This window comes from Rahnella inusitata (assembly GCF_018288855.1).
GTDB classification, from domain to species: Bacteria; Pseudomonadota; Gammaproteobacteria; order Enterobacterales; family Enterobacteriaceae; genus Rahnella; species Rahnella inusitata.
Genome location: NZ_CP065024.1, coordinates 2402654 through 2424488 on the forward strand (window position 1 = coordinate 2402654; position 21835 = coordinate 2424488).

Genomic DNA, 21835 nt, shown 5'->3' on the forward strand with positions numbered 1-21835 from the left:
GTGTAAGTGTCTTTAAGCCCTATCGGCACGACGTAGAAAAAGTTTAATGGAATGCAACAAAAAGTAATGGCGGGAATAGCCGGTATAAGGAGGGGTATTTCGCGGCGTAAGAAAGTTTGGATTTTTGAGAAATAATTCTAAAGGTTGTTGGTGAAGCGCCGATACAAGTTTGGACGGTGATGAACGCCGTGGGCAAATAAGCCCGAACCCTTAACCAGATTTGAAGGAATATCCTCATGGCACAAGTAATCAATACCAACAGTTTGTCACTGATGACTCAGAACAACCTGAACAAATCACAATCTGCTCTGGGCACTGCTATCGAGCGTCTGTCTTCCGGTCTGCGTATCAACAGCGCCAAAGACGATGCAGCGGGTCAGGCGATTTCTAACCGCTTCACTTCTAACATCACTGGCCTGACTCAGGCTTCACGTAACGCCAACGACGGTATCTCCGTTGCGCAGACCACTGAAGGCTCACTGAGCGAAATCAACAACAACTTACAGCGTATCCGTGAACTGACTGTTCAGGCGCAGAACGGCACCAACTCCTCTTCTGACCTGGATTCAATCCAGGACGAAATCACGTCCCGTCTGTCTGAAATCGACCGCGTATCTGGTCAGACTCAGTTCAACGGCGTGAAAGTACTGGCGAAAGACTCCACCATGTCTATCCAGGTTGGCGCTAACGATGGCGAAACCATCAAAATCGATTTGAAAGCAATTACTGCTGATACTCTGAAACTGACGGGCTTCAACGTGAATGGTGCCGGTTCAGTGGCGAATACTGCTGCAGCAAAAAGCGATTTATCAGGTATGACCGTTGGTGCGACTGATGCGACAACAGGTGCAATTACTTACACTGATAAAGTTACAAATGCATCTGCAACAGCAGCGAATGTTCTTTCAAGCCTGAAAGATAATGACACAGTTACTTATGCTGGTAGTGATACTGGTTTAGGTCAAGCAGCATCTGCTGATTATACTTATAACGCGACATCTAAGGCATTCACATTTGACACCGCAGGTGTAACGACTGCACAGGCTCTCACCTATCTTAATCCGTCAGTGGGTTCCTCAACTAAAGCTACTGTTACAACAGGAGGAGCCACTGGTACTTCTCAAGACGTTATTATTGCCAAAGATGGTTCTTTGACCGCATCAGATGATGGTGCAGTAATGTATTTGGACACTACCGGTAACCTGACCAAAAACAACGCAGGTGGCTTGAGCCAGGCAACATTGCTTAGTTTACAGACTAACGCCGATGATGGTGGTACCGCAGTTGAAACATCTATCGCAACTGATAAAGGTACCTTTACGACATTGGGTGGCACTGGCGTCTCCTTCAGCGTAAAAGATGCTTCTGTGAGTGCTGAAAGTCTGGCAGCAACAACTACCGGCAAAGCATATACCGCTACTGTTGGTGGCAGCACTGATTATGATGTTGCAACTACTGGCGCGGTAACTACCTCTGCTACAGCTGTAAATCTCGATTCTAAGGGTGCTCTGACCACTGCAACGACAACAGATACTAATTATTATCTGCAGAAAGATGGCGCTGTAACTAATGGCTCAGGTGCTGCAATCTATAAAGATGCTGCTGGTAAATTAACCACTGATGTCGCTACCACTTCTGCAGCAACGGCTGATCCACTTAAAGCACTGGATGATGCCATTGCTAAAGTTGACGAATTCCGTTCTTCATTGGGTGCTGTACAGAACCGTTTCGATTCTGCTATCACCAACCTGAACAACACCACCACCAACCTGCAGTCTGCACAGAGCCGTATTCAGGATGCTGACTATGCGACTGAAGTTTCTGCCATGTCTAAAGCGCAGATCCTGCAACAGGCGGGTACTTCAGTGTTGTCTAAAGCTAACCAGGTTCCACAGTCTGTTCTGTCCCTGCTGCAATAATTTCTTCGCAGGTTACAAACAGTCCAACCCCGCTTCGGCGGGGTTTTTTTTAACCAAAACTTACGAATTTGTACAATCCCTTTAGCGGGCAGGCTGGTATAATTTAGGATAATCTTTATATTTAGAATAAAATTTAAGCTATCACGACCGGCAGTCAAAGGGATGGCGACAGGCGATGTTCGAGACATAATCAAAATAGCCGCGCTTTTTTGTCCTTATTCTGCCGATTGAACAGGGTTTCCACTGTCACAATGCTACAGACCCTTAATTTTACAGGTTACGACAGTGAGCGATCTGTATACCGCCGACGGCGTGATAGACAAAAATTCTTTGTGGCAGCGCTACGTTCCCCTGGTGCGCCACGAAGCCCTGCGTTTGCAGGTACGGCTTCCCGCCAGCGTAGAGCTTGATGATCTACTGCAGGCGGGGGGAATTGGCCTGTTGAATGCGGTTGAGCGATTTGATGCGATGCAGGGCACGGCGTTTACCACCTACGCCGTTCAGCGTATTCGCGGCGCGATGCTTGATGAGTTGCGCAGCCGCGACTGGGTGCCGCGCAGCGTGCGACGCAATGCGCGTGAAGTGTCCCAGGCAATGCATCATGCAGAACAACGATTAGGGCGTCCACCGAGCGAAGGAGAGGTGGCGCAGGCGCTGGATATTCCCATCGAGGAATACCGGCAAATACTCATGGACACGAACAGTAGCCAGTTGTTTTCTTATGACGAGTGGCGTGAAGAGCACGGCGATTCAGCCGAGGCATTGATGGAAGGGCACGAAGAGGCCAACCCGTTACATCATCTGTTGGAGGGCAATTTACGCCACCGGGTGATGGAAGCCATCGATGCGTTACCAGAACGGGAAAAGTTAGTTCTTACGCTTTACTACCAGGAAGAGTTGAATTTAAAAGAGATCGGGGCAGTGCTGGAAGTCGGGGAATCCCGGGTAAGCCAGCTGCACAGTCAGGCGATTAAGCGATTGCGAACGCGCCTGGCCAACGACCACTGATCCGCTTTTTCCTGGCCGGTTATACATTTTATGTCCCTTATCAGGAATAAATTTATGCCAGCGGGAATCAAAACAAGGCCTTTAAGCCGTTATCTTAAAGATTTTAAACATAGTCAGACTCATTGCTCACAGTGTGCAAAAGAACTCGACAGGATGGCACTGGTGTTTCGCGGGCAAATCATCAATAAAGAGGCCATCGCTAAGATGGACCAGCCTATTGATGACGACGTGTGGCACAACCTGTCGCAAGAACTGACCGCACTGTGTCGTTTTTGCAGTGAGATTAGCTGTAACAGCCATTCGTCGTATTTCGACATCATGGCGTTTAAGCAATATCTGTTTGAACAGACTGAAATGAATCACAGCACGGTGCGCGAGTACGTTGTCCGCCTCCGCCGTCTGGATGAGATTTTATCTGCCAGCAACTATCCTCTCGATAAACTGAAAGGGGACAGCATCCACCAGCGGATCATTAGTGATGTACCGGTGGCGGCACACGATAACTACCGTATTGCCCTGCGCAAATACGATCAGTATCTGGCCTGGCAGAAATCCGCCTGAGTCCGTTTCGCACAGAATGACAATGAAACACCCTAAACAGGTTCCTCCGGGAGCCTGTTTTTTTGTCTCCAGTTTGTATACATTCTTTATATACTTAATCATCAATATCATTTCATATCCGAATAATTCTTTTTACGGTTTCGCTCAGCCCTGCGGCTGCGCGTCAGGGGAACACTGTGCCTGCTCAAATTTCAATGCTTAAAAACCGGCTGGATGCCTTTGATCGTCTCGATTTATTGGGTAACTGCACGCCGCTGGAAAAATTACACCGTCTTTCAGAACACGTTGGCCGCGACATTTACATCAAACGCGACGACGTCACTCCGCTGGCAATGGGCGGCAACAAGCTCAGAAAGCTGGAATATCTGGTCGCCGACGCGCTGGCAGAGGGCGCGGATACGCTGGTGACCGCCGGGGCTATTCAGTCAAACCACGTACGCCAGACCGCCGCCGTGGCCGCAAAACTCGGGCTAAAATGCGTCGCGCTGCTGGAAAACCCGATTGGCACCGTCGAGACAAATTATCTGACCAACGGCAACCGTTTGTTGCTGGACCTGTTCAACGTCGAAGTGGTGATGTGCGAGGCTTTGCACGATCCGATGGCGCAGCTGGCAGAGCAGGCAGAGCGTCTGGAAGCACAGGGTTTTCGTCCTTACGTGGTGCCGGTCGGTGGCTCAAATGCATTAGGCGCGCTGGGCTACGTGCAATGTGCGCTGGAAATCGCTGAGCAATCTTCCGCCAGCTTTGTGGATTTCAGCGCCGTGGTAGTCGCTTCCGGCAGCGCCGGGACGCACGCCGGTCTGGCGGTGGCATTGAGCCATCTGATGCCGGATACCGCCCTGATTGGCGTGACGGTGTCACGTAAAGCCCACGAGCAACGTCCGAAAGTGGAGGCGATTGCCCGCGAGGTTGCCACTCATCTGCAACTGGATGAAAACATTCCGTCGATAGTTTTGTGGGATGAATACTTCGCGCCGCGCTACGGCGAGCCGAACGAAGCGGGTATGGCGGCGGTTAAACTGCTGGCCGAACAGGAAGCGATGTTGCTCGACCCGGTCTACACCGGCAAAGCGATGGCGGGTTTACTCGATGGCATCGAACGCGGTCTCTTCCCGGAAGACGGCCCGATCCTGTTTATTCACACCGGCGGGGCACCAGCGCTGTTTGCCTATCACCCCTTTGTATAGGCATCACATATCGCTGTGATGGGTGGAAGTGATCGTTTTGATGGCTTAAAGTGTGCTTATTCCATTTTGAGCTAAGATTATAGAATTATATTCCTGATAACTGATGCGACGGGTGCTACTGTGCGCAAATCCATAGGGTATATAACGTTTTATAATTAACTATAAATGAGGTGAATATGGGTTTTTCTACACTGCGTCGTCGTTTACTCCTGGGTGCTGTGGCGGTGACGTTAACTGCCGGCATGGTCAGCAACAGCTTCGCTGATGAAGGTTTACTGAAGAAAGTTAAAGAACGCGGCACGCTGATCGTCGGGCTGGAAGGCACTTATCCTCCGTTCAGTTTCCAGGGTGAAGACGGCAAACTGACCGGTTTTGAAGTGGAGTTTGCTGATGCGCTGGCGCAGCACATGGGTGTAAAAGCCAAGCTGCAACCGACCAAGTGGGACGGCATGCTGGCCTCGCTGGAATCCAAGCGTATCGACGTGGCGATTAACCAGGTGACGATTTCTCCTGAGCGTCAGAAGAAATATGATTTCTCCACCCCGTACACCGTTTCCGGCATTCAGGCGCTGACCAAAAAAGGCAATGAGGCCAATTTTGCTAAACCTGAAGACCTGAAAGGTAAGAAAGTAGGCGTGGGTTTGGGCAGTAACTACGAGCAGTGGTTGCGTGAAAATGTTCAGGGCGTGGATATTCGTACCTATGATGATGACCCGACAAAATATCAGGATCTGCGCGTAGGCCGTATTGATGCGATTCTGGTAGACCGTCTGGCAGCGCTGGATCTGGTGAAGAAAACCGGCAACACCTTAGCCGTTGCGGGCGCACCGTTCTCCCGTCTGGAAGCGGGCGTGGCGCTGCGTAAAGACAACCCGGAACTGCTGGCTGCAATCAACAAAGCCATTGCCGAGATGCAAAAAGACGGCTCACTGACCAAAATTTCTGAGAAGTGGTTCGGGGCTGACGTCACCAAATAATGCTCGTTGCACCGGGAGCTGATGTTGCTCCCGGTACTCTTAGAGCAAACATCCAAAAGGTCTTTATCGGATGCAAGAAAGTATTCAACTGGTGCTGGATTCAGCACCATTTTTATTGAAGGGAACCCTGTTTACGCTCCAGCTAAGTATTGGCGGGATGATTTTCGGGTTATTACTGGGCTTTATGCTGGCGCTGATGCGCCTTTCGCGTTTCTGGCCGCTGTCATGGTTGTCACGTTTTTACGTGTCAGTATTTCGTGGTACGCCGCTTATCGCACAGCTGTTTATGATTTATTACGGCCTGCCGCAGTTTGGCATTGAGCTGGATCCTATTCCGGCTGCCATGATCGGCCTGTCGCTTAATACAGCGGCTTACACCTCTGAAACCCTGCGTGCGGCGATTTCGTCGATCGAAAAAGGGCAGTGGGAAGCCGCCTCCAGCATTGGTATGAACCACTGGCAGACGCTGCGCCGCGTGATTTTACCGCAGGCCGCCCGTACCGCGCTGCCACCGCTTGGCAACAGTTTTATCGGTCTGGTCAAAGACACTTCGCTGGCCGCGACCATTCAGGTACCTGAGCTGTTCCGTCAGGCGCAGCTGGTCACCTCGCGCACGCTGGAAGTGTTCACCATGTATCTTGCCGCCTCGATCATCTACTGGGTGCTGGCAACCGTTTTATCCTTCCTGCAAAACCGTCTGGAAGACCGCGTTAACCGTCAGGATCAGGAGCCTTCATGAGTACCATTGACGTTAAGCAACTGACTAAGAAATTCAACGGCCAAACGGTGTTACACGGTATCGATTTACAGGTGAATGCCGGAGAAGTAGTGGCAATTATCGGCCCGAGCGGTTCTGGTAAAACCACGCTGCTGCGCAGCATCAATCTGCTGGAAGAGCCGGACGGTGGCACCATCAAGGTCGGTAAAATCGAAATTGACGGTAACAAGCCTGTCAGCAAGCAGAAAAACAAAGTTCGCGAACTGCGTCAGCAGGTAGGTTTTGTATTCCAGAACTTTAATCTGTTCCCGCACCGTTCCGTGCTGGAAAACATCATTGAAGGCCCGGTCATCGTAAAAGGCGAACCGAAAGAGAAAGCGATTGCCGCCGCGCGCAAACTGCTGGAAAAAGTCGGCCTGAGCGGTAAAGAAGACGCCTACCCGCGCCGGTTGTCCGGCGGTCAGCAGCAGCGTGTGGCGATCGCCCGCGCACTGGCAATGAATCCTGAAGTCATTTTGTTCGATGAACCGACGTCTGCCCTCGACCCGGAGCTTGTCGGCGAAGTCCTCAACACTATCCGCGCGTTGGCGCTCGAGCACCGCACAATGGTTATCGTGACGCATGAAATGAGTTTTGCGCGCGATGTGGCGGACAGGGCGATCTTTATGGATCAGGGAAGGATCGTGGAGCAGGGGCCTGCGAAGGAGTTGTTCTCGAATCCGCAGCACGCGAGAACTAAGCAGTTTCTGGAGAAGTTCCTCGCCCACTAAATTCAAGAGCGTGGGTTGCCATTCAAACTGGCCTTAAGGTCAAGACCCCAAACTGGCCTTAAGGTTAAGACCTTGGGCTGCCACCCAAACCGGCCTTAAAGGGGGCTTATCGCCGCCCCCCTTAAGAATCCCCGGCTCTTTAAAACACGTGCCATGCATCCCGGCTCTGTTTCAGAAACTCCTCCTGTTGCCGCAAAATCCCGCCGCTGCGCGGTACCCTTCGGTCGGGTTACAACCTGCGCAAAGATACGCGCGGTTTTCCACCTCTTCCTGCGGCGTGATTTTGCGCCACACGCGTCAGCAACAGAACAGGTCCATCGTTCCAGCGGTAGCGCATGTTTTAAAAAGACGTGGAGATTCCAAAGAGGGCCCGTCCTGACCCTCTTTGGGCGGTTTCGGCGCAGCGAGTTAAGTGATCACTGCTATTGAGAAACCGAAACTTTCTCGGTTATTTTTTTAGCCGCCATTGGATGGCAGTCCAAAAAATCCCCAAAAAAAAGCCCCGAAATAGTTTCGGGGCTTTCCAACGTCTCACACCACTCCAAGCCTTAACGCTTAGTTGATTTGAACCGGCATGCCTGCACGCATCTCGATCGCGCGCTGAACCACTGTCTGATTTACACTTGGATCCATCGCCACGGCGTTGGAGCTGCCGGTCAGGCTGATTGGAATCGGCTGTTGGGAGTCGAATTCTTCCTGGTTGGAAGACAGCGGGTTATGGATCTCAACATAACGCTTGCCGTCTGGCTCAACGGTGGCTTTCACCGGCTCGTTGATGAACTGAACGCGGGTGCCTTGTGGTACGTTGTCGTACAGCCATTTGATGTCAGCATCACGCAGACGCACACAACCGTGGCTAACGCGCAGACCGATACCAAAGTTGGCATTGGTGCCGTGAACAGCATACAGGCGGCCTACGTACAGCGCGTACAGACCCATCGGGTTGTCCGGGCCGGCAGGGAAGACGGCAGGCAGGAACTCGCCGCGGGCGGCATATTCTTCATGCATTTTTGCCGTCGGGGTCCAGGTCGGGCCAGCTTTCTTACGCTGGATAGTGGTCACCCAGTTCAGCGGGGTGTCTTTGCCCAGCTCACCGATACCGATTGGCAGAACGACAACGGTATTACTGCCTTTCGGGTAGTAGTACAAACGCATTTCTGCGCTGTTGATGACAACACCTTCGTGCGGCGTATCCGGCAGGATTAACTGTTGCGGAATAGTCAGCACGGTGCCAGGGGTTGGCAGGAACGGGTCAACGCCAGGGTTGGCTTCAAGCATGTTGCTCAAACCCATCTGGTATTGCGCTGCAAAATGTTCCAGAGGCAGGCTGCTGCCCTGTGGAACAGTGACCGTAATATTTTCACCGACCAGACGACCATTGTTCGCCGGAAGAGGATATACCACAGCAAAAGATGCCTGGCTGTACGCAGCAACTGCCAAAACCAGGGTAACTATCGCGCGAATGCTCATTTTCATATTTTCGTTGGTCGTTAATGCCACACTGGCAGTTGTTGTCAGAATGTTGATTTCCCCCCGGCAGGCTTACCACCGGAGAGACACGGTACTTTCACAGAGCACTTTAATGAGACTCAGTATGTGTAACGAATCACATTTCAGGGTCGCTAATTATAAGGATTTATTGCCAACAGGCCAAAGCTTTCTCATGCTGTTCGAAAAGTTCCCTGCACCGACCGCATTTTTTGCGGAGTCCTGCACAATTCCTTCACATTTAACCGCTTATTTACGGCAAAACGGCACCACGACCCGCGCGGCGAAAAACACTTTCTGCGCCTTGTCGCCATGCTGCCAAAACCTTCAAAGAAGGGCGTGTGGTGAGGGTCGGAAAAGCTGATCTGTCTTCGGGTTAGTTGTTACTGCGTTCTTCTGCCATACATTCAGGGTGAAACCTGATTATCTCACGACTACCCTCAACCGGCGGTTAATCATCATACTAAATACCCTGATCAGGAAGGACTTAATGCCATTGCGACCGGATGAAACAGATGACGACTGTGCATATCTTTCGTAAGGTAAATGGCAACTTTAAGGATTAAAAGGGATCGATAATGGGCAGATTTGACGGTAAACGTGTACTTATAACGGGCGGCACCAGCGGTATAGGGCTGGCAGGGGCGCTGCGAATTGTGAAAGAGGGAGGGGAAATTGCCCTCACGGGACTCAATGAAGAACGTCTGGCCCAGGCTCGCAGGCTGTTACCGGGTACCGCACTGGTCCTGAAAAGTGATGCAGCCAGTGAGGCTGATATCGATGCGCTGACAACGGCTGTCAGCGACTGGGGGCATCTCGACGGATTGTGGCTGAATGCGGGTTTCGCAGAAGTGGGGACACCGGAATCTGTTACGGCCGACGCCTTTAATCGCATGATGAATGCCAATGTTCGCGGGCCTATGCTCCAGCTTGCATCGCTTTCCAGGGCTTTGAATCCTGGCGCATCAGTGTTAGTCACCGCGTCGTCTTCGGTCTATGAAGGCGCGGCAATGACCAGCCTGTATGCTGCAACCAAAGGGGCCGTTGTCGCCATGGTAAAAAGCTGGGCCGCCTCGCTGGCTACACGCAACATTCGCGCCAACACGCTGGTACCGGGACCCATCGAGACTAATTTCAGACACTTCATGCCCGAGGAGTCGCGGCAACAGTTTGAGGATTTTGTGGTGAACCAGGTGCCACTCAGGCGAGCCGGTACCGCTGATGAAGCGGCCGCCGTCGCACTGTTTTTGCTCTCAGATGATGCGTCTTATGTCACCGGAAGCCAATATGCTGTGGACGGCGGATTAGTTCACTATTGATTTTAAAAAATCAATGAAATCATCGCGTATATCAGTGGCAGCAGGTCAGAGGTTTAAAACGATATGACTGCAAGATACAGGCGGTGGGTCACTTTATCAGCATCTGCTCTTCGCTCTGAGCCGCCGGTTGACACTGCTACAGCGAAGCCGGTGTATAAAGCGAAGGTGTTATAATCCCGGCCTTAAATTGCCCTGATATACGATAACGATGATGAATAAAATCCTGGTAAGTGCCTGCCTCATGGGGTTCAAAGTCCGCTATGACGGTAGCGAGAAAGCACAAATGGTCGATCAGTTGCACCGTTGGCAGAAAGAGCAGCGTCTTGTGATCCACTGTCCTGAACTCGCCGCCGGGCTGCCAACGCCGCGTCCACCGGCTGAGATTGTGTCTGCTGAAGGTAAAGACGTCATGCCGAAGCAGGTCAGAATAGTTGAAATTACCGGACAAGATGTCACGGAGCAATATCAGCTTGGCGCCTGGCTGGCGCTGCGTACCGCTCAGGAGTCAGGCTGTACCGCTGCGCTGTTAACCGATGGCAGTCCAACATGCGGTAGCCAATTTATCTATGACGGTTCATTTAGCGGCAAGCGTAAGGCAGGTATGGGGATCGCAGCATCCCTGCTTACTGAACATGGCATAGCCGTGTTTTCTGAGAACAGGCTGGCCGATCTCATTGCCTGGATTGATGAGAAAGAACGCTGAAACTCTATTTTCATTGAGATACGAAGGGAACAAGCCGCAGGGCAGTGAAAGGCGATGCCGGGGCAGATTTCTCCAGTGTTAATACAGCGTCCCAGGGTAATGTCAGAAGAAATAATCAGGTTTTTGGGCAGCCTGTGACTTTCGGGTAATTACGACAGACCAGATTGAGTTCGTATTTAGGCTCGAAACCTTTATCCAGCATGCATTTTTGAACATCAGCGGCTTTGCGCAGCGTCGGTACGTAAGGCACCGAGCCCAAGGGTTGTGGATAACCGCATTGGTACATTACCGCCAGTGCTTGTTTGTCGTTTTCAACTTTATGAGAAAAATGCAGCGAAGCCCCTTTTTTGCGCCAGGTAATCAGGGAATACGGGCTTATGCCAGAATCCGGTTTAATCGGATGAAACCCACTGTCTGCGACAAACGGCAGCGCTTCCAGCTGGCTCTGACTTAAAGGATGCCCCTGCTCTTGCTCAAGGCAGGCTGGGGTATCATGGTAAACACGAATGCTGCAAATTTCGAATCCGTCTTTACGGGTAAACCCCATATTCTCCATGCATTGGTAGTACAGAACTGACTCATTATTTGTTTTAGGGATATCGGGGCCCGGCAGTTGTACGCCGCATTTACCCATTGCGATGCGCACGCCGTCGATGTCTGTATCAGGACGCTGCCACTGTGTCAGATCCGGTGCCGGGGGACATCCTGTCAGCAGGAAAACCGCCGTTGTTAGCAAAGGTAAAGCCATCAGAGTTGATTTTCGCAACATTAAAATCCCTTATTTATTATTGTGTCAGGCAGCCGCCATACTGACCGTATTGATCCTTTGCGACAACATTGTTCAGGTTGGATTAATTCGCTCAAATTCTTCAGCCATACACTTCATTGATTCTTAATAATACCTCCATGTTTAAATAACGCTTTATGCGCTTCTGTCCACGTGCCGAGGTTGAGGGTGTGGAGAGCGTCGATCAGTCAGGGAGGGCGACTTCGGGTAGGGGGAGTCTGTATTAAGTCTGTGAAATTTGCCGGCGGTCTGTAAAGCGTCTAATGTCGGTCTGATCCAACTCCCCCTGTGCAGGGGGAGGGAAAACAATCAATAACTTCAGCTATCAGAAATCGTAACCCACGGTTGCGACCACGGTACGTTCCTGACCCCAGTAGCAATAGCTGGTGCCATAACAGGCTGCGACATATTTCTTATCGAACAGGTTGTTGGCGTTCAGCTGCACGTAGGCACCTTTCAACTGCGGGTTGAACTGCACCAGATTCATACGCAGTGAAGCATCCACCAGCGTGGCGGAAGGCATGTGGCGCGTGTTCTCGTTATCCGCCCACTGTGTACCGATGTAACGCACCCCCGCCCCCAGATCCACACCGACCGGCGTTTTATACTGACCCCAGATGGAAGCCATTTGTTTTGGCGTGACGTATGGCGTGTTGCCGTTGTTCTGGCTGGCATCGCGGATACGGACTTTGTTGTAGGTATAACCGGCCATCACGTTGAAGCGCTCGGTGACCTGTTTCTTGGCTTCCAGCTCCAGACCCTGCGAACGGATTTTACCCGCTGGCTCGTAATAGCTGCCGACCACTACGCGGTTACCCACGTCGTCCTGCGTCAGATCATACAGTGCTGCGGTGTACATGTCGGACGTACCGACCGGCTGGTATTTGATCCCGGCTTCGTATTGCTCACTTTGCATCGGTTTGAGCAACGTGCCGTCGGCACCCGGCAGGGCAGATGGCGTCATCGCCTGACTGTAGCTGACGTAAGGAGAGATCCCGTTATCAAATGCATACAACAGGGAAGCGCGGCTGTTGAAGTGGCTGTCTTTACGCTCGCTGTGGCTGTCGGTGCCATAGATGCTTTCGTAGCTGCGACTGTCGGTTTTCAGCGTATCGTAGCGGCCTGACAAGGTCAGGAACCACTTGTTCCAGTTCATTTCGTCCTGCAGATACGTGCCCATCTGCTCGTAACGGTTTTTGCCGCGGGTGTGGCTGTAATAATCGAGGGTATCGATGCCAACGCCGGTGTACGGGTTCAGCGTACCGGCAGTGGCGCCGTCAGACTTCAGATCGTTGACGAAGTGAGAATAGTCAAAGCCCAGCACCACTTTGTGCGCCAGTTCGCCGGTGGCGAAATCGGCTTCAAGCTGGTTATCAATCGCGAAAGTATCCAGAGAGGATTTCTCGCCGGAATAATAACGGTTCATCAGCGTGCGATCTGCGTTCCAGCCCGCCTGATACACCTGATCCAGTTCGGTATTGGAGTGAGTGTAGTTAGCGTTCTGGCGGAATGACCAGACGTCGTTAAACGCGTGCTGGAATTCGTAGCTGTAGATCTGCTCCCAGCGTTTGAACTGGTTGCGATCCGTTTCACCGTCGAAGAAACCACGGCTCAGTTTCTGTCCGTACAGGCTGCCGTCGGCAGGCACGGCGGCGTGATAACCGCCGGACGGATCTTTTTGCAGATAGGCGCGCAGCAACAGCGAGGTGTTTTCATCCGGCTGCCACATCAGCTGAGGGGAAATCGCATAACGCTCTTCGCGCTGATGGTCATACTGGGTATCGCTGCTGCGGGTCATACCGGTCAGGCGAAATGCCCACTGGTCGTTGATGGCATTGGTGTAATCGAACGCGCCACCTTTGGTATTTTGCGTGCCGCCGGAAAGCTGGAAATGACCTTCTTCAGCGAACTGCGGACGCTTGGTGGTTTCAACCACGACGCCGCCGGGAATACTCTGGCCGTAGAGGGCTGAAGACGGGCCTTTTACCACATCAATACGTTCGAGGAACCAAGGATCAACCTGAATGGAGTTATAGCTCGCGCCATCGCTCAAAATACGCAGGCCATCAAGGAAAGTGTTGTTGACGTCACCGCCGTGGAAACCACGCAGGGAGATCGTGTCATAACGCGTCGCGCCGCCGGCAAAGTTAGTGAATACGCCTGGCGTATAGTTCAGTGCTGCGTTGACTGTCGTCGCATTCTGATCCGTCATCTGCTGACGGGTTACGACCGAAACGGCCTGACCGGTGGTGATCAGCGGCTGGTCGGTTTTAGTCGCGCTTTTCGACGTTTTTGCACTGTAACCCTGCGTCGGTGCATCAGCGGTATCAGCCTGTGATGCCTTGATAACCACTGTATCTTCTGCGGCCAGCGAGGAGGCCGGAAGGGCCACGGCCATGGCGCACAAAAGCACCGAGCGTTTGAGGGGAAAAGCCAACAACATAGTAATAATCCCTATAAATAACCCGATCATTATTCGAGTAATTAATTGATGCGTGTGTAAATAAACCCGGAAGCCAACCACGTTCCGCACGAAAGCCCGGCCAGAAAGAGGCAGGGTATTTACGAAAACGAGACGAATGTTAAACTTAATGATAATTGTTATCATTATTATTTTACAAATTCAAGTGAACTTTATTCAAAAAGTGTGAAGTGGCGACATTTTATCCGCATGAAATTCATGGGTTTTGTGGTTTTTGTTTGAGCGGAATGGAGGGAATGGCCGGGCGATATTATCAGCGAACAGGGTGTTTAATGGCGGTGCAGGTCATTGCCAGAAGATACGCCGCCACGACGAAAGCCGTGACGGCGCAGAAATTGAAGGGATCAGCGCGCCAGCCCAAAACCAATATCAAACAGCGGAGATTCGCTGTCGTGCGGCATATCAGGCTGTTGTTTTAGCACCGCTTCCATCGACGACGGCAGTTCGAATGGCAGTTTGCCGGTAAAGGCTTCCCCGCTGGTGAGGCGGGTAAACAGCACGGCGTCGCTGACGCCAAAATTCCCCACGATGGCTCTGGCTTTATCCTTCACATTGCTCAGAATCGCCGGGCGATCCAGATACACCGTCACTACCGTTGGCACATGTTTGCTGGCGTTAACGATGGCCTGATAATCGGCATTATCGCCGGTAAACTCCAGCGAGCCCTCGTGATGACGCTTACCAAAGAACCACGCCTGATGCAGTTTTTCATAAGGGGTTTGCGCGCGGATGAGCGCCACGTCGGCTTTCTCCGGTGAATCTACCACGGTAAATCCGGCGGCCTCGGCGGCTTTCGGTGCAATACCGTACAGCCAGATTTTCTGGCCCTTTTTCAGCGGTAACAGATCGCCGGTATTTTGCAGCAGCACCAGCGAATGCCCCTGTGCGGCATCGGCTTCTTTCTGCCAGTCCGCGCGGCCAACGGTTTGTACCGCTTTCTGCACATCGACGTACGGATTTTCAAACAGGCCGGTCTGGAATTTTTGCTCAAGAATGCGTATCACCGATTCGTTGAGGCGTTCTTCAGTCAACTGTTTTTCTTTCACCGCGCTGACCAGCAACTGCGAGTCGGTCACACCGCCAAACTGATCGACACCGGCTTTGACCGCTTTGACGAATCGCTGCTGCGGCGTCAGATTTTCGACTCCCCATGACATCCCGCCTGGTACCGGCTCTTTACCTTCCGGCGTGCCGTGGGTGCAGACGTCATCGCAGGTGCTGGTGATCAGCCAGTCGCTGAGGATCACGCCTTTGAAGCCATATTGCCCGCGCAAAATATCGGTCAGAAGCTGATGGCTGAAGCCTGCGCCTGCCTGTTCCAGCGGTTTACCTTCGATGGAGACATTTTTTAGGATCGAGTACGTGGGCATGACGCTGGCGACGTTAGCTTCAAACGCGCCGGTAAACGGATAAATGTGCTCTTTGAGATTATTGCCGGGAAACACGGCGTTTTTGCCGTAGACATTGTGGCTGTCGAAACCATTTTCAGCCGCGCCGTAGCCGACCCAGTGTTTGACGACCGAAATGATGCTGCCAGAATTCAGGCCGTCCGCGCCATTTTGCATCCCTTCGACGTAGCCGCGCACCATATGATGAACGCGGGTCGGGTCTTCGCCGAAAGTACCGCTGATGCGTGCCCAGCGGGGTTCGGTCGCCAGATCCGCCTGCGGTGAAAGCGCTTCGCGGATCCCCACGGCCAGATATTCCTGACGGACGATATCGGCATAACGGCGTGTGACTTTCTCATTGCCGATCGCGGCCAGCCCCAGCGTTTCCGGCCATTGGGTGAATTTGCCGGAAGAGGTGCTGGCGCCAATCAGATATTCGAACGAGTTACGCGGATCGCTGCTGATGGTGACCGGGATGCCAAGCCGCGAGGTTTCGGCGATTTGCTGGAGTTTGTTGTTTTCTTCTGCCATCACCGCCGGATCTTCCGCCGACAGCCGGGTAATCAGGCTGTTGACTTTGGCACCTTCGATCATCTTTCTCGCAGCCGCCATATCATAATGCGTGCCTGCGCCGATCGGGCTGTTTGCCGTCGGTGCTGAGCCATGCATCATCACACCCGCTTTTTCTTCCAGTGTCATACGTTTGACCAGATCTGCTGCGCGCTCTTGTGGCGTCAGCCGCCAGTCCTCGTAGGGTTCCAGTTTTCCGGAATGATTAAGATCTTTAAACTGCAGGCCATCGACGGTCAGCAGCGTCACTTCACGCTGGCTGAGTTCGGGCTGAGTGTTATCGGCAGAGGCAGTTGCTGAAAGCAGAAGGGCGGAAACGGCGAGGCTAAGAGGTTTAATGTTCATTATCATCCTTAATGATTGATATATATAGATACTCAATATCTGATCAATACTCTATTTGTCGGATGAATGCTGCGATCGGGTTCGCAATTAAAAATCCACAATATTTGCGATGATTTACTTCTTTCCCTTAAATATTTCAGTAAAATCTCCGATAACCAAAATTAGCCAGCCGGTGTTATTGGTTTTTATAAAAAAATCGTACCGGCAGGTTGAAACGGGTTCTTAATGGCCATTGGGGTCTTCTATAAGGGATTGTCATGAAAAAAGTTATTTTTGCAGCGGCAGTTGCCGTACTGTTATCCGGCTGTGCACAGCAAACTTTCAACATGGGTCAGGGTATTGCCACCGCGCCTAAGCAAGTGACCACGCATCACTTCTTCGTCAGCGGTATTGGTCAGAAGAAATCCATTGATGCTGCGAAAGTCTGCGGTGGCGCAGATAAAGTCGTTCGCGTTGAAACTCAACAGACTTTTGTTAACGGTCTTCTGGGTCTGGTGACGTTCGGGATCTATACCCCACGTGAAGCACGCGTGTTCTGTTCTTAAGTTATCCAGTTCGAATGATTCAGGCTGCCAAACGGCAGCCTTTTTTGTTACTCAAACATCTATTCCAATATCTACCCCAACAGCAGCCCCAGCACCGCGCCTGCCGCCAGTACCCACAGCGGATGGATGCGCTTATTCATTGCCAGCAGGGTACACAAAATGATGATGCCGCCCATGACAGCCGTGGTAGCGGAGGCTTCGGCGATCAGCAGTCCGCTCGACACCACCAGCCCGACGGTGACCGGCACCAGCCCGCGCTGGACAACCTGCCGCCACGGGCGGTCTTTGTAGCGTTTCCAGCCACCCATGACGATCAGCGTCACAATGGAAGACGGACCGAACTTCGCCAGCGAGGAGACCAGCAATCCTGACCATCCGGCCACCTGCCAGCCAATCAGCGGTACGATCATCATATTCGGGCCGGGTGCCGCCTGTGCCAGCGCAAACAGCGCGCTGAACTCCTGCGCGCTCATCCAGTGATGCACATCGACCACGGCGCGCTGCATTTCGGGCAAAATCGTATTGCCGCCACCAAAGGCCAGCAGGGAAAGTTCGGTGAATAACAGGGCAAGAGAGAATAAAACCGTCATCAGAATTTCCCTTTTGCGCAGATGAAAATACTCACCGGCGCCAGCACCAGCATGACTGGCAACATCGGCAGGCGAAACAGAGCGATGGCGATGATGCCCGCGGCGACCAGCGCCAGTTGCAGCCATTTTCCCCGCAGCGGGCTAAGCATTTTAATGCCGGTCGAAAGCAGTAAACCGGCCGCCGCCGCTGCCATGCCAGCAAACAGATGTTCCACCAGAGGTTCATTCTGATAGCGGGCATACACCAGACCGAGCAGTACCACGCAAAGGGTCGGGGCGAGGATCAGCCCGAGAATGGCCGACAGCGCGCCGCGAAGCCCGCGAAACTCCATCCCTAACGCCACCGACAAGTTGATGATGTTGCCGCCTGGCAAAAACTGGCAGAGCCCGAGTAATTCGGTGAACTGATCTGCCGTCAGCCAGCGTCGTTTATCCACCAGCATGTGGCGCGCCATCGGCAGTACGCCGCCAAAACCGGTCAGTCCGAGCACAAAAAATCCCATAAACAGTTGTCCGCAATCGGGTTGCGGCGCGGTGTCATTATCGGTATCGAGCATTATTTTTTCCTGCGTGACATCAGCCATTTTTCCCACTCTCCCTACAATAGTATCCAGACACGCCAAAGGCATAAATTTCATATGGATGATGCGCGCCGACATGCCATGATGTCTAATGCCTATAATAGTAATGAAAGATACCCGGAAGGTATGGCAATGATTGAACTGAAACGTCTCAACGCTTTCGTGACGGTGGTGGAAGCCGGAAGTATTACCCGCGCCGCCGAACTGTTGTTTATCCAGCAACCGCCACTTACCCGCCTTTTGCAGAGTCTGGAGCAGGATTTCGGCGTGCCGCTGTTACAGCGTCTGCCACGCGGGGTGATCCCGACCGAAGCCGGAGAAGTGCTGCTGCACGAAGCCCGTGCGGTGCTGGCGCGCGCCGGGCAGCTAAGTGCCGCCATGCAGCGTGCCGCACTGGGCGAACAGGGGCGGATCCGCATCGGTTTCACCAGCTCCGCCGCGCTGCATACCTTCGTGCCTGCGCTGCTGCGGCGCTATCGTGAGATTTACCCTTCGGTCAGTACTCAGCTTGAGGAAAGTGGCAGCGGGGAATTACTGGCGGCGGTCGTCGCCGGGCAGCTGGACGTCGCGTTTGTGCGAATGCGCGTAAAAGACAAGCCTGAATTAGTGATGGAAAAAGTGCTGGAAGAGCCGATGTGGGTGGCGGTGCCTGCCGGACACCGGCTGGCATCACAACCGGCTGAGCAGCCCTTGAAGCTGGAGGATCTCAGCAACGAGCCATTTGTGTTATACCGGCGACGGGCGGGGCAAGGGCTGTACGATGCGATACTCGCCGCGTATGTCCGCGCCGGATTCAGCCCGCACATTGTGCAGGAAGCGCCGCGCCTGACGTCGTGTCTGAGCCTGGTCGGTGCGGGGCTGGGGATTTCGATTGTGCCGGAATCTATGACCCGGCTGGGCGGCGACGGCGTGGTCTTCCTGCCGCTGGCAGCGAGCACGCAGCTTAGCGCGCCGCTGTATCTCGCCCGCAGGGTGGACAGCCACGCATCGTCTATAATCAATACGTTCTGTCAGCTGGTGAAATCGCAGCTTAGCGGAAACTAAAGGTGTTGCTCGGAGATATGCTTCTGTGTGGATTCCAGCGTGATGCCGTCGGATTCGATGGCGTTCAGCAGGGAATCAAGCAGGCCGGGGAAGCGGGCGTCGAGATCGTCGCGGCGCAAAGAGAGTAAATTCGCGCGCCCGTCCGGACGTTGCCAGATAACGCCACTGTCACGCAGCACACGCCAGTGATGCGTGAGCGTCGATTTCGATAAACCCTGCAACAGGGTGCCGCAGGGATGTTCACCGCCTTTGGCCAGCGTGCGAACGACTGCCAGGCGCAGCGGATTTCCCAGCGCCGTCAGCACATTTTCGAGGCGGATCTGCTCGCGCTCAGGGTGGTTGGCTATCATTGGCTTATCCTCATGAATGTGCATTTATCGGCGGCCGCGCAATATAACGTATCCCTCCTTCACTGTACAACGTGACGACGTCCCACCGATTTCATCGATAGAAAAAACTTATTGTACGAATATACTCGTACAATTGTAGTATACTCTCCGTGTTAAGAATTTTATTACTTATGATCGACAACCCAGAACTTTGTGACGGGCCGTGAAAACACTCCCCGCCAACTTAGCCATCAACCAGTAAGGACGTTATATGGCTCGCAAAACGCCAATCGAGCGCTACCGCAATATCGGTATCTCAGCACACATCGACGCAGGTAAAACCACGACCACCGAGCGTATTCTTTTTTATACCGGCATGAACCATAAGCTGGGCGAAGTGCATGACGGCGGTGCGACCACGGACTGGATGGCTCAGGAACAGGAACGCGGCATCACCATTACGTCGGCGGCTGTGACCTGTTTTTGGCGCGGAATGGATCATTCGTTTGATGAACATCGCATCAACATTATCGACACGCCGGGGCACGTGGATTTCACCATTGAGGTGGAACGTTCCATGCGCGTACTCGACGGTGCCGTGATGGTGTATGACGCGGTCGGCGGCGTGCAGCCGCAGTCTGAAACCGTCTGGCGTCAGGCGAATAAATACAAAGTGCCGCGTCTGGCCTTCGTCAACAAAATGGACCGTCAGGGCGCAGATTTCTTCCGGGTGCGCCAGATGATGGTTGATCGCCTGAAAGCCAATCCTGTCCCGATTGTTATCCCGATCGGCAGCGAGGAGCATTTCACCGGCGTGGTCGATCTGCGCAAAATGCGCGCCATCTTGTGGGATGACGCAACTCAGGGCATGACGTTCAGCTACGCGCCGATCCCGGCAGAGTTGCAGGCGCAGGCAGAAGAGTGGCGCGAAAAAATGGTTTCGGCCGCCGCCGAAGCGACGGATGCGCTGATGGATAAATATCTCGAAGAAGGCGCGCTGACCGAGGATGAAATCACCGAGGGTCTGCGTATTCGCACTATCGCCGGCGAAATCCAGCCGATGCTGTGCGGCAGCGCATTCAAGAATAAAGGCGTGCAGCGCATGCTCGACGCCGTGGTCGAACTGATGCCTTCACCGCTGGATATTCCGCCGATCGCAGGGACTGATGAAGACGGCAACGAAATTTTCCGCCATTCAGACGACAGCGAGAAGTTCTCGGCGCTGGCGTTCAAACTGATGACGGATCCGTATGTCGGTCAGCTGACGTTTGTACGTGTGTATTCCGGCGTGCTGAAAAAAGGCGACAGTGTTTACAACCCGGTTCGCGGTAAAAAAGAACGCATTGGCCGTATTGTGCAGATGCACGCTAATGACAGGATTGAAATCGACGAAATCCGCGCCGGTGATATTGCGGCGTGCGTCGGTCTGAAGGATGTCACCACCGGTGAAACGTTATGCGATCCGACCGACATCATCACGCTGGTGCGCATGGAGTTTCCAGATCCGGTGATTTCGCAGGCCATCGAGCCGAAGACCAAAGCCGATCAGGAACGGATGGGCATTGCGCTCTCCAGGCTGGCGTCAGAGGATCCGTCGTTCCGAATCCGGACTGACGAAGAGTCCGGCCAGACGATCATTTCCGGGATGGGTGAGTTGCATCTGGAAATCATTGTTGACCGCATGAAACGCGAGTTCGGCGTGGAGGCCAACATCGGTAAACCGCAGGTCACGTACCGGGAGACGGTGCGTAAAACGGTCAAAGATGTGGACGGCAAGTTTGTGCGTCAGTCCGGCGGTAAAGGGCAGTACGGCCATGTGGTCTTTACGCTTGAACCGTTACCGGCAGGGACGGGTTTCCAGTTCGCCGATGCCACTAAGGGCGGCGTGGTGCCGCGTGAGTTTATTCCGGCCGTCGAGAAAGGCGTCACGGAAGCCCTGAACAACGGCATTCTGGCCGGGTATCCGGTGGTGGATGTGAAAGTCACGCTGACCTTCGGCTCGTACCATGAGGTCGATTCTTCGGAAATGGCGTTCAAAATGGCGGCCATCTTTGGATTCAAAGAAGCGGCCAGACAGGCGGATCCGGTTATTCTTGAGCCGATGATGAAAGTGGAAGTGGAAACTCCGGAAGAGTACGCCGGTGGCGTGATGGGCGATTTATCCTCCCGTCGCGGCACGGTGCAGGGCATGGACGAGATTGCGGGCGGCGGCGGGAAAATCATCAAAGCCGAAGTGCCGCTCTCTGAGATGTTCGGTTATTCCACCGTATTACGCTCCATGTCGCAGGGTCGTGCAACCTATAGCATGGAGTTCAACCACTACGCTGAGGCACCTCGTAACGTTGCGGAAAATATCATCGCGTCGCGGGGTTAAAGATCTCAACCGTGTATTTTGCATCTGATACAAAACGGTCCGAAAGGGCCGTTTTTTTTCGTTCTGCATAGCCCGGCGTCAGTGCCTCTGCGTTACGGGGAAATCTTGTCATGAATGCAAAATCCATCGCGGTGATGTGATCGCCACGAT

At 53.1% G+C, this 21835-nt stretch carries 19 protein-coding genes; 12 read left to right on the forward strand and 7 right to left on the reverse strand.

The genetic code is table 11. The annotated features are described in order from the left end of the window. Nucleotides 1-236: 236 nt before the first annotated feature. From I2123_RS11350 to tcyN, 7 genes are all read left to right on the forward strand, one after another. The gene (locus tag I2123_RS11350) at nt 237-1919 is read left to right on the forward strand and encodes a FliC/FljB family flagellin (RefSeq protein ID WP_213050456.1); all 1683 of its coding nucleotides are present in this window, start codon (nt 237-239) and stop codon (nt 1917-1919) included. A 285-nt stretch (nt 1920-2204) separates the two neighbouring features. Continuing rightward, entirely contained in the window at nt 2205-2927 is a 723-nt protein-coding gene (locus tag I2123_RS11355; protein WP_056769937.1) for an RNA polymerase sigma factor FliA, read from the forward strand. 54 nt (nt 2928-2981) lie between these two features. Next, on the forward strand, nt 2982-3488 hold the full coding sequence (fliZ, locus tag I2123_RS11360; RefSeq protein ID WP_112168077.1) for a flagella biosynthesis regulatory protein FliZ: 507 nt from the start codon (nt 2982-2984) through the stop codon (nt 3486-3488). Between the two features lie 194 nt (nt 3489-3682). Next, the gene (locus I2123_RS11365) at nt 3683-4675 is read left to right on the forward strand and encodes a D-cysteine desulfhydrase (protein ID WP_213052497.1); all 993 of its coding nucleotides are present in this window, start codon (nt 3683-3685) and stop codon (nt 4673-4675) included. A 176-nt stretch (nt 4676-4851) separates the two neighbouring features. Further along, entirely contained in the window at nt 4852-5652 is an 801-nt protein-coding gene (gene tcyJ / locus I2123_RS11370) for a cystine ABC transporter substrate-binding protein (protein ID WP_213050457.1), read from the forward strand. Nucleotides 5653-5722: 70 nt separating this feature from the next. Further along, nucleotides 5723-6391: a cystine ABC transporter permease gene (tcyL, locus tag I2123_RS11375; RefSeq protein ID WP_112168074.1), complete on the forward strand. Its 669-nt coding sequence runs from the start codon at nt 5723-5725 to the stop codon at nt 6389-6391. After that, nucleotides 6388-7140, forward strand: coding sequence for an L-cystine ABC transporter ATP-binding protein TcyN (gene tcyN / locus I2123_RS11380; RefSeq protein ID WP_213050458.1), 753 nt, complete (start codon nt 6388-6390; stop codon nt 7138-7140). Before tcyL ends, tcyN begins: the two co-directional genes overlap by 4 nt. A gap of 555 nt (nt 7141-7695) precedes the next feature. Here the strand turns inward: tcyN and I2123_RS11385 are convergent. Further along, a complete protein-coding gene (locus I2123_RS11385; RefSeq protein WP_112168072.1) occupies nt 7696-8616 on the reverse strand; it encodes a L,D-transpeptidase family protein in 921 nt (306 codons plus the stop codon). A gap of 590 nt (nt 8617-9206) precedes the next feature. Here I2123_RS11385 and I2123_RS11390 point away from each other — a divergent pair. Together I2123_RS11390 and I2123_RS11395 are read left to right on the forward strand one after the other, a co-directional pair. Further along, nucleotides 9207-9947, forward strand: coding sequence for an SDR family oxidoreductase (locus I2123_RS11390; protein WP_213050459.1), 741 nt, complete (start codon nt 9207-9209; stop codon nt 9945-9947). 208 nt (nt 9948-10155) lie between these two features. Then, on the forward strand, nt 10156-10650 hold the full coding sequence (locus tag I2123_RS11395) for a 2-thiouracil desulfurase family protein (RefSeq protein WP_112168070.1): 495 nt from the start codon (nt 10156-10158) through the stop codon (nt 10648-10650). Between the two features lie 115 nt (nt 10651-10765). On the opposite strand, the gene I2123_RS11400 is transcribed toward I2123_RS11395, so the two are convergent. From I2123_RS11400 to I2123_RS11410, 3 genes are all read right to left on the reverse strand, one after another. Continuing rightward, entirely contained in the window at nt 10766-11419 is a 654-nt protein-coding gene (locus tag I2123_RS11400; protein WP_112168069.1) for a hypothetical protein, read from the reverse strand. A gap of 343 nt (nt 11420-11762) precedes the next feature. Beyond that, the gene (locus I2123_RS11405) at nt 11763-13880 is read right to left on the reverse strand and encodes a TonB-dependent siderophore receptor (protein WP_213050460.1); all 2118 of its coding nucleotides are present in this window, start codon (nt 13878-13880) and stop codon (nt 11763-11765) included. A gap of 383 nt (nt 13881-14263) precedes the next feature. Beyond that, nucleotides 14264-16222 (reverse strand): glycoside hydrolase family 3 protein, encoded by a 1959-nt coding sequence (locus I2123_RS11410; RefSeq protein ID WP_213050461.1) that lies wholly within the window; start codon nt 16220-16222, stop codon nt 14264-14266. Nucleotides 16223-16479: 257 nt separating this feature from the next. Between I2123_RS11410 and I2123_RS11415 the strand changes: the two genes are divergently transcribed. Next, nucleotides 16480-16767, forward strand: coding sequence for a Bor family protein (locus I2123_RS11415; RefSeq protein ID WP_112168066.1), 288 nt, complete (start codon nt 16480-16482; stop codon nt 16765-16767). A gap of 71 nt (nt 16768-16838) precedes the next feature. Here the strand turns inward: I2123_RS11415 and I2123_RS11420 are convergent, their stop codons facing one another. Together I2123_RS11420 and I2123_RS11425 are read right to left on the reverse strand one after the other, a co-directional pair. Next, on the reverse strand, nt 16839-17357 hold the full coding sequence (locus I2123_RS11420) for a chromate transporter (protein WP_112168065.1): 519 nt from the start codon (nt 17355-17357) through the stop codon (nt 16839-16841). Continuing rightward, nucleotides 17357-17914, reverse strand: a complete 558-nt coding sequence (locus I2123_RS11425) for a chromate transporter (RefSeq protein WP_244207734.1) — start codon at nt 17912-17914, stop codon at nt 17357-17359. Before I2123_RS11425 ends, I2123_RS11420 begins: the two co-directional genes overlap by 1 nt. 150 nt (nt 17915-18064) lie before the next feature. Between I2123_RS11425 and I2123_RS11430 the strand changes: the two genes are divergently transcribed. Beyond that, nucleotides 18065-18982 carry a LysR family transcriptional regulator gene (locus I2123_RS11430; RefSeq protein ID WP_213050462.1) on the forward strand — a complete coding sequence of 306 codons (918 nt, stop codon included), beginning with the start codon at nt 18065-18067 and terminating at the stop codon, nt 18980-18982. Here the strand turns inward: I2123_RS11430 and I2123_RS11435 are convergent. Beyond that, nucleotides 18979-19332, reverse strand: a complete 354-nt coding sequence (locus I2123_RS11435; RefSeq protein WP_056769964.1) for an ArsR/SmtB family transcription factor — start codon at nt 19330-19332, stop codon at nt 18979-18981. The two genes, I2123_RS11430 and I2123_RS11435, sit on opposite strands and share 4 nt — an antisense overlap. A gap of 250 nt (nt 19333-19582) precedes the next feature. Here I2123_RS11435 and fusA point away from each other — a divergent pair, with 250 nt between their 5' ends. Beyond that, entirely contained in the window at nt 19583-21685 is a 2103-nt protein-coding gene (gene fusA, locus I2123_RS11440; RefSeq protein WP_112168063.1) for an elongation factor G, read from the forward strand. Nucleotides 21686-21835 lie beyond the last annotated feature (150 nt).

What these genes read in the sequence shown, in the direction of transcription:
- I2123_RS11365 (WP_213052497.1), top strand. Translation starts at nt 3,683, where the DNA reads ATGCTTAAAAACCGGCTGGATGCCTTTGATCGTCTCGATTTATTGGGT.
- I2123_RS11390 (WP_213050459.1), top strand. Translation starts at nt 9,207, where the DNA reads ATGGGCAGATTTGACGGTAAACGTGTACTTATAACGGGCGGCACCAGC.
- tcyN (WP_213050458.1), top strand. Translation starts at nt 6,388, where the DNA reads ATGAGTACCATTGACGTTAAGCAACTGACTAAGAAATTCAACGGCCAA.
- I2123_RS11420 (WP_112168065.1), bottom strand. Translation starts at nt 17,357, where the DNA reads ATGACGGTTTTATTCTCTCTTGCCCTGTTATTCACCGAACTTTCCCTG.
- tcyJ (WP_213050457.1), top strand. Translation starts at nt 4,852, where the DNA reads ATGGGTTTTTCTACACTGCGTCGTCGTTTACTCCTGGGTGCTGTGGCG.
- I2123_RS11350 (WP_213050456.1), top strand. Translation starts at nt 237, where the DNA reads ATGGCACAAGTAATCAATACCAACAGTTTGTCACTGATGACTCAGAAC.
- I2123_RS11430 (WP_213050462.1), top strand. Translation starts at nt 18,065, where the DNA reads ATGGCAATGATTGAACTGAAACGTCTCAACGCTTTCGTGACGGTGGTG.
- I2123_RS11425 (WP_244207734.1), bottom strand. Translation starts at nt 17,914, where the DNA reads ATGCTCGATACCGATAATGACACCGCGCCGCAACCCGATTGCGGACAA.
- I2123_RS11410 (WP_213050461.1), bottom strand. Translation starts at nt 16,222, where the DNA reads ATGAACATTAAACCTCTTAGCCTCGCCGTTTCCGCCCTTCTGCTTTCA.
- I2123_RS11405 (WP_213050460.1), bottom strand. Translation starts at nt 13,880, where the DNA reads ATGTTGTTGGCTTTTCCCCTCAAACGCTCGGTGCTTTTGTGCGCCATG.
- I2123_RS11415 (WP_112168066.1), top strand. Translation starts at nt 16,480, where the DNA reads ATGAAAAAAGTTATTTTTGCAGCGGCAGTTGCCGTACTGTTATCCGGC.
- fusA (WP_112168063.1), top strand. Translation starts at nt 19,583, where the DNA reads ATGGCTCGCAAAACGCCAATCGAGCGCTACCGCAATATCGGTATCTCA.
- tcyL (WP_112168074.1), top strand. Translation starts at nt 5,723, where the DNA reads ATGCAAGAAAGTATTCAACTGGTGCTGGATTCAGCACCATTTTTATTG.
- I2123_RS11400 (WP_112168069.1), bottom strand. Translation starts at nt 11,419, where the DNA reads ATGTTGCGAAAATCAACTCTGATGGCTTTACCTTTGCTAACAACGGCG.
- fliZ (WP_112168077.1), top strand. Translation starts at nt 2,982, where the DNA reads ATGCCAGCGGGAATCAAAACAAGGCCTTTAAGCCGTTATCTTAAAGAT.
- I2123_RS11435 (WP_056769964.1), bottom strand. Translation starts at nt 19,332, where the DNA reads ATGATAGCCAACCACCCTGAGCGCGAGCAGATCCGCCTCGAAAATGTG.
- I2123_RS11385 (WP_112168072.1), bottom strand. Translation starts at nt 8,616, where the DNA reads ATGAAAATGAGCATTCGCGCGATAGTTACCCTGGTTTTGGCAGTTGCT.
- I2123_RS11395 (WP_112168070.1), top strand. Translation starts at nt 10,156, where the DNA reads ATGATGAATAAAATCCTGGTAAGTGCCTGCCTCATGGGGTTCAAAGTC.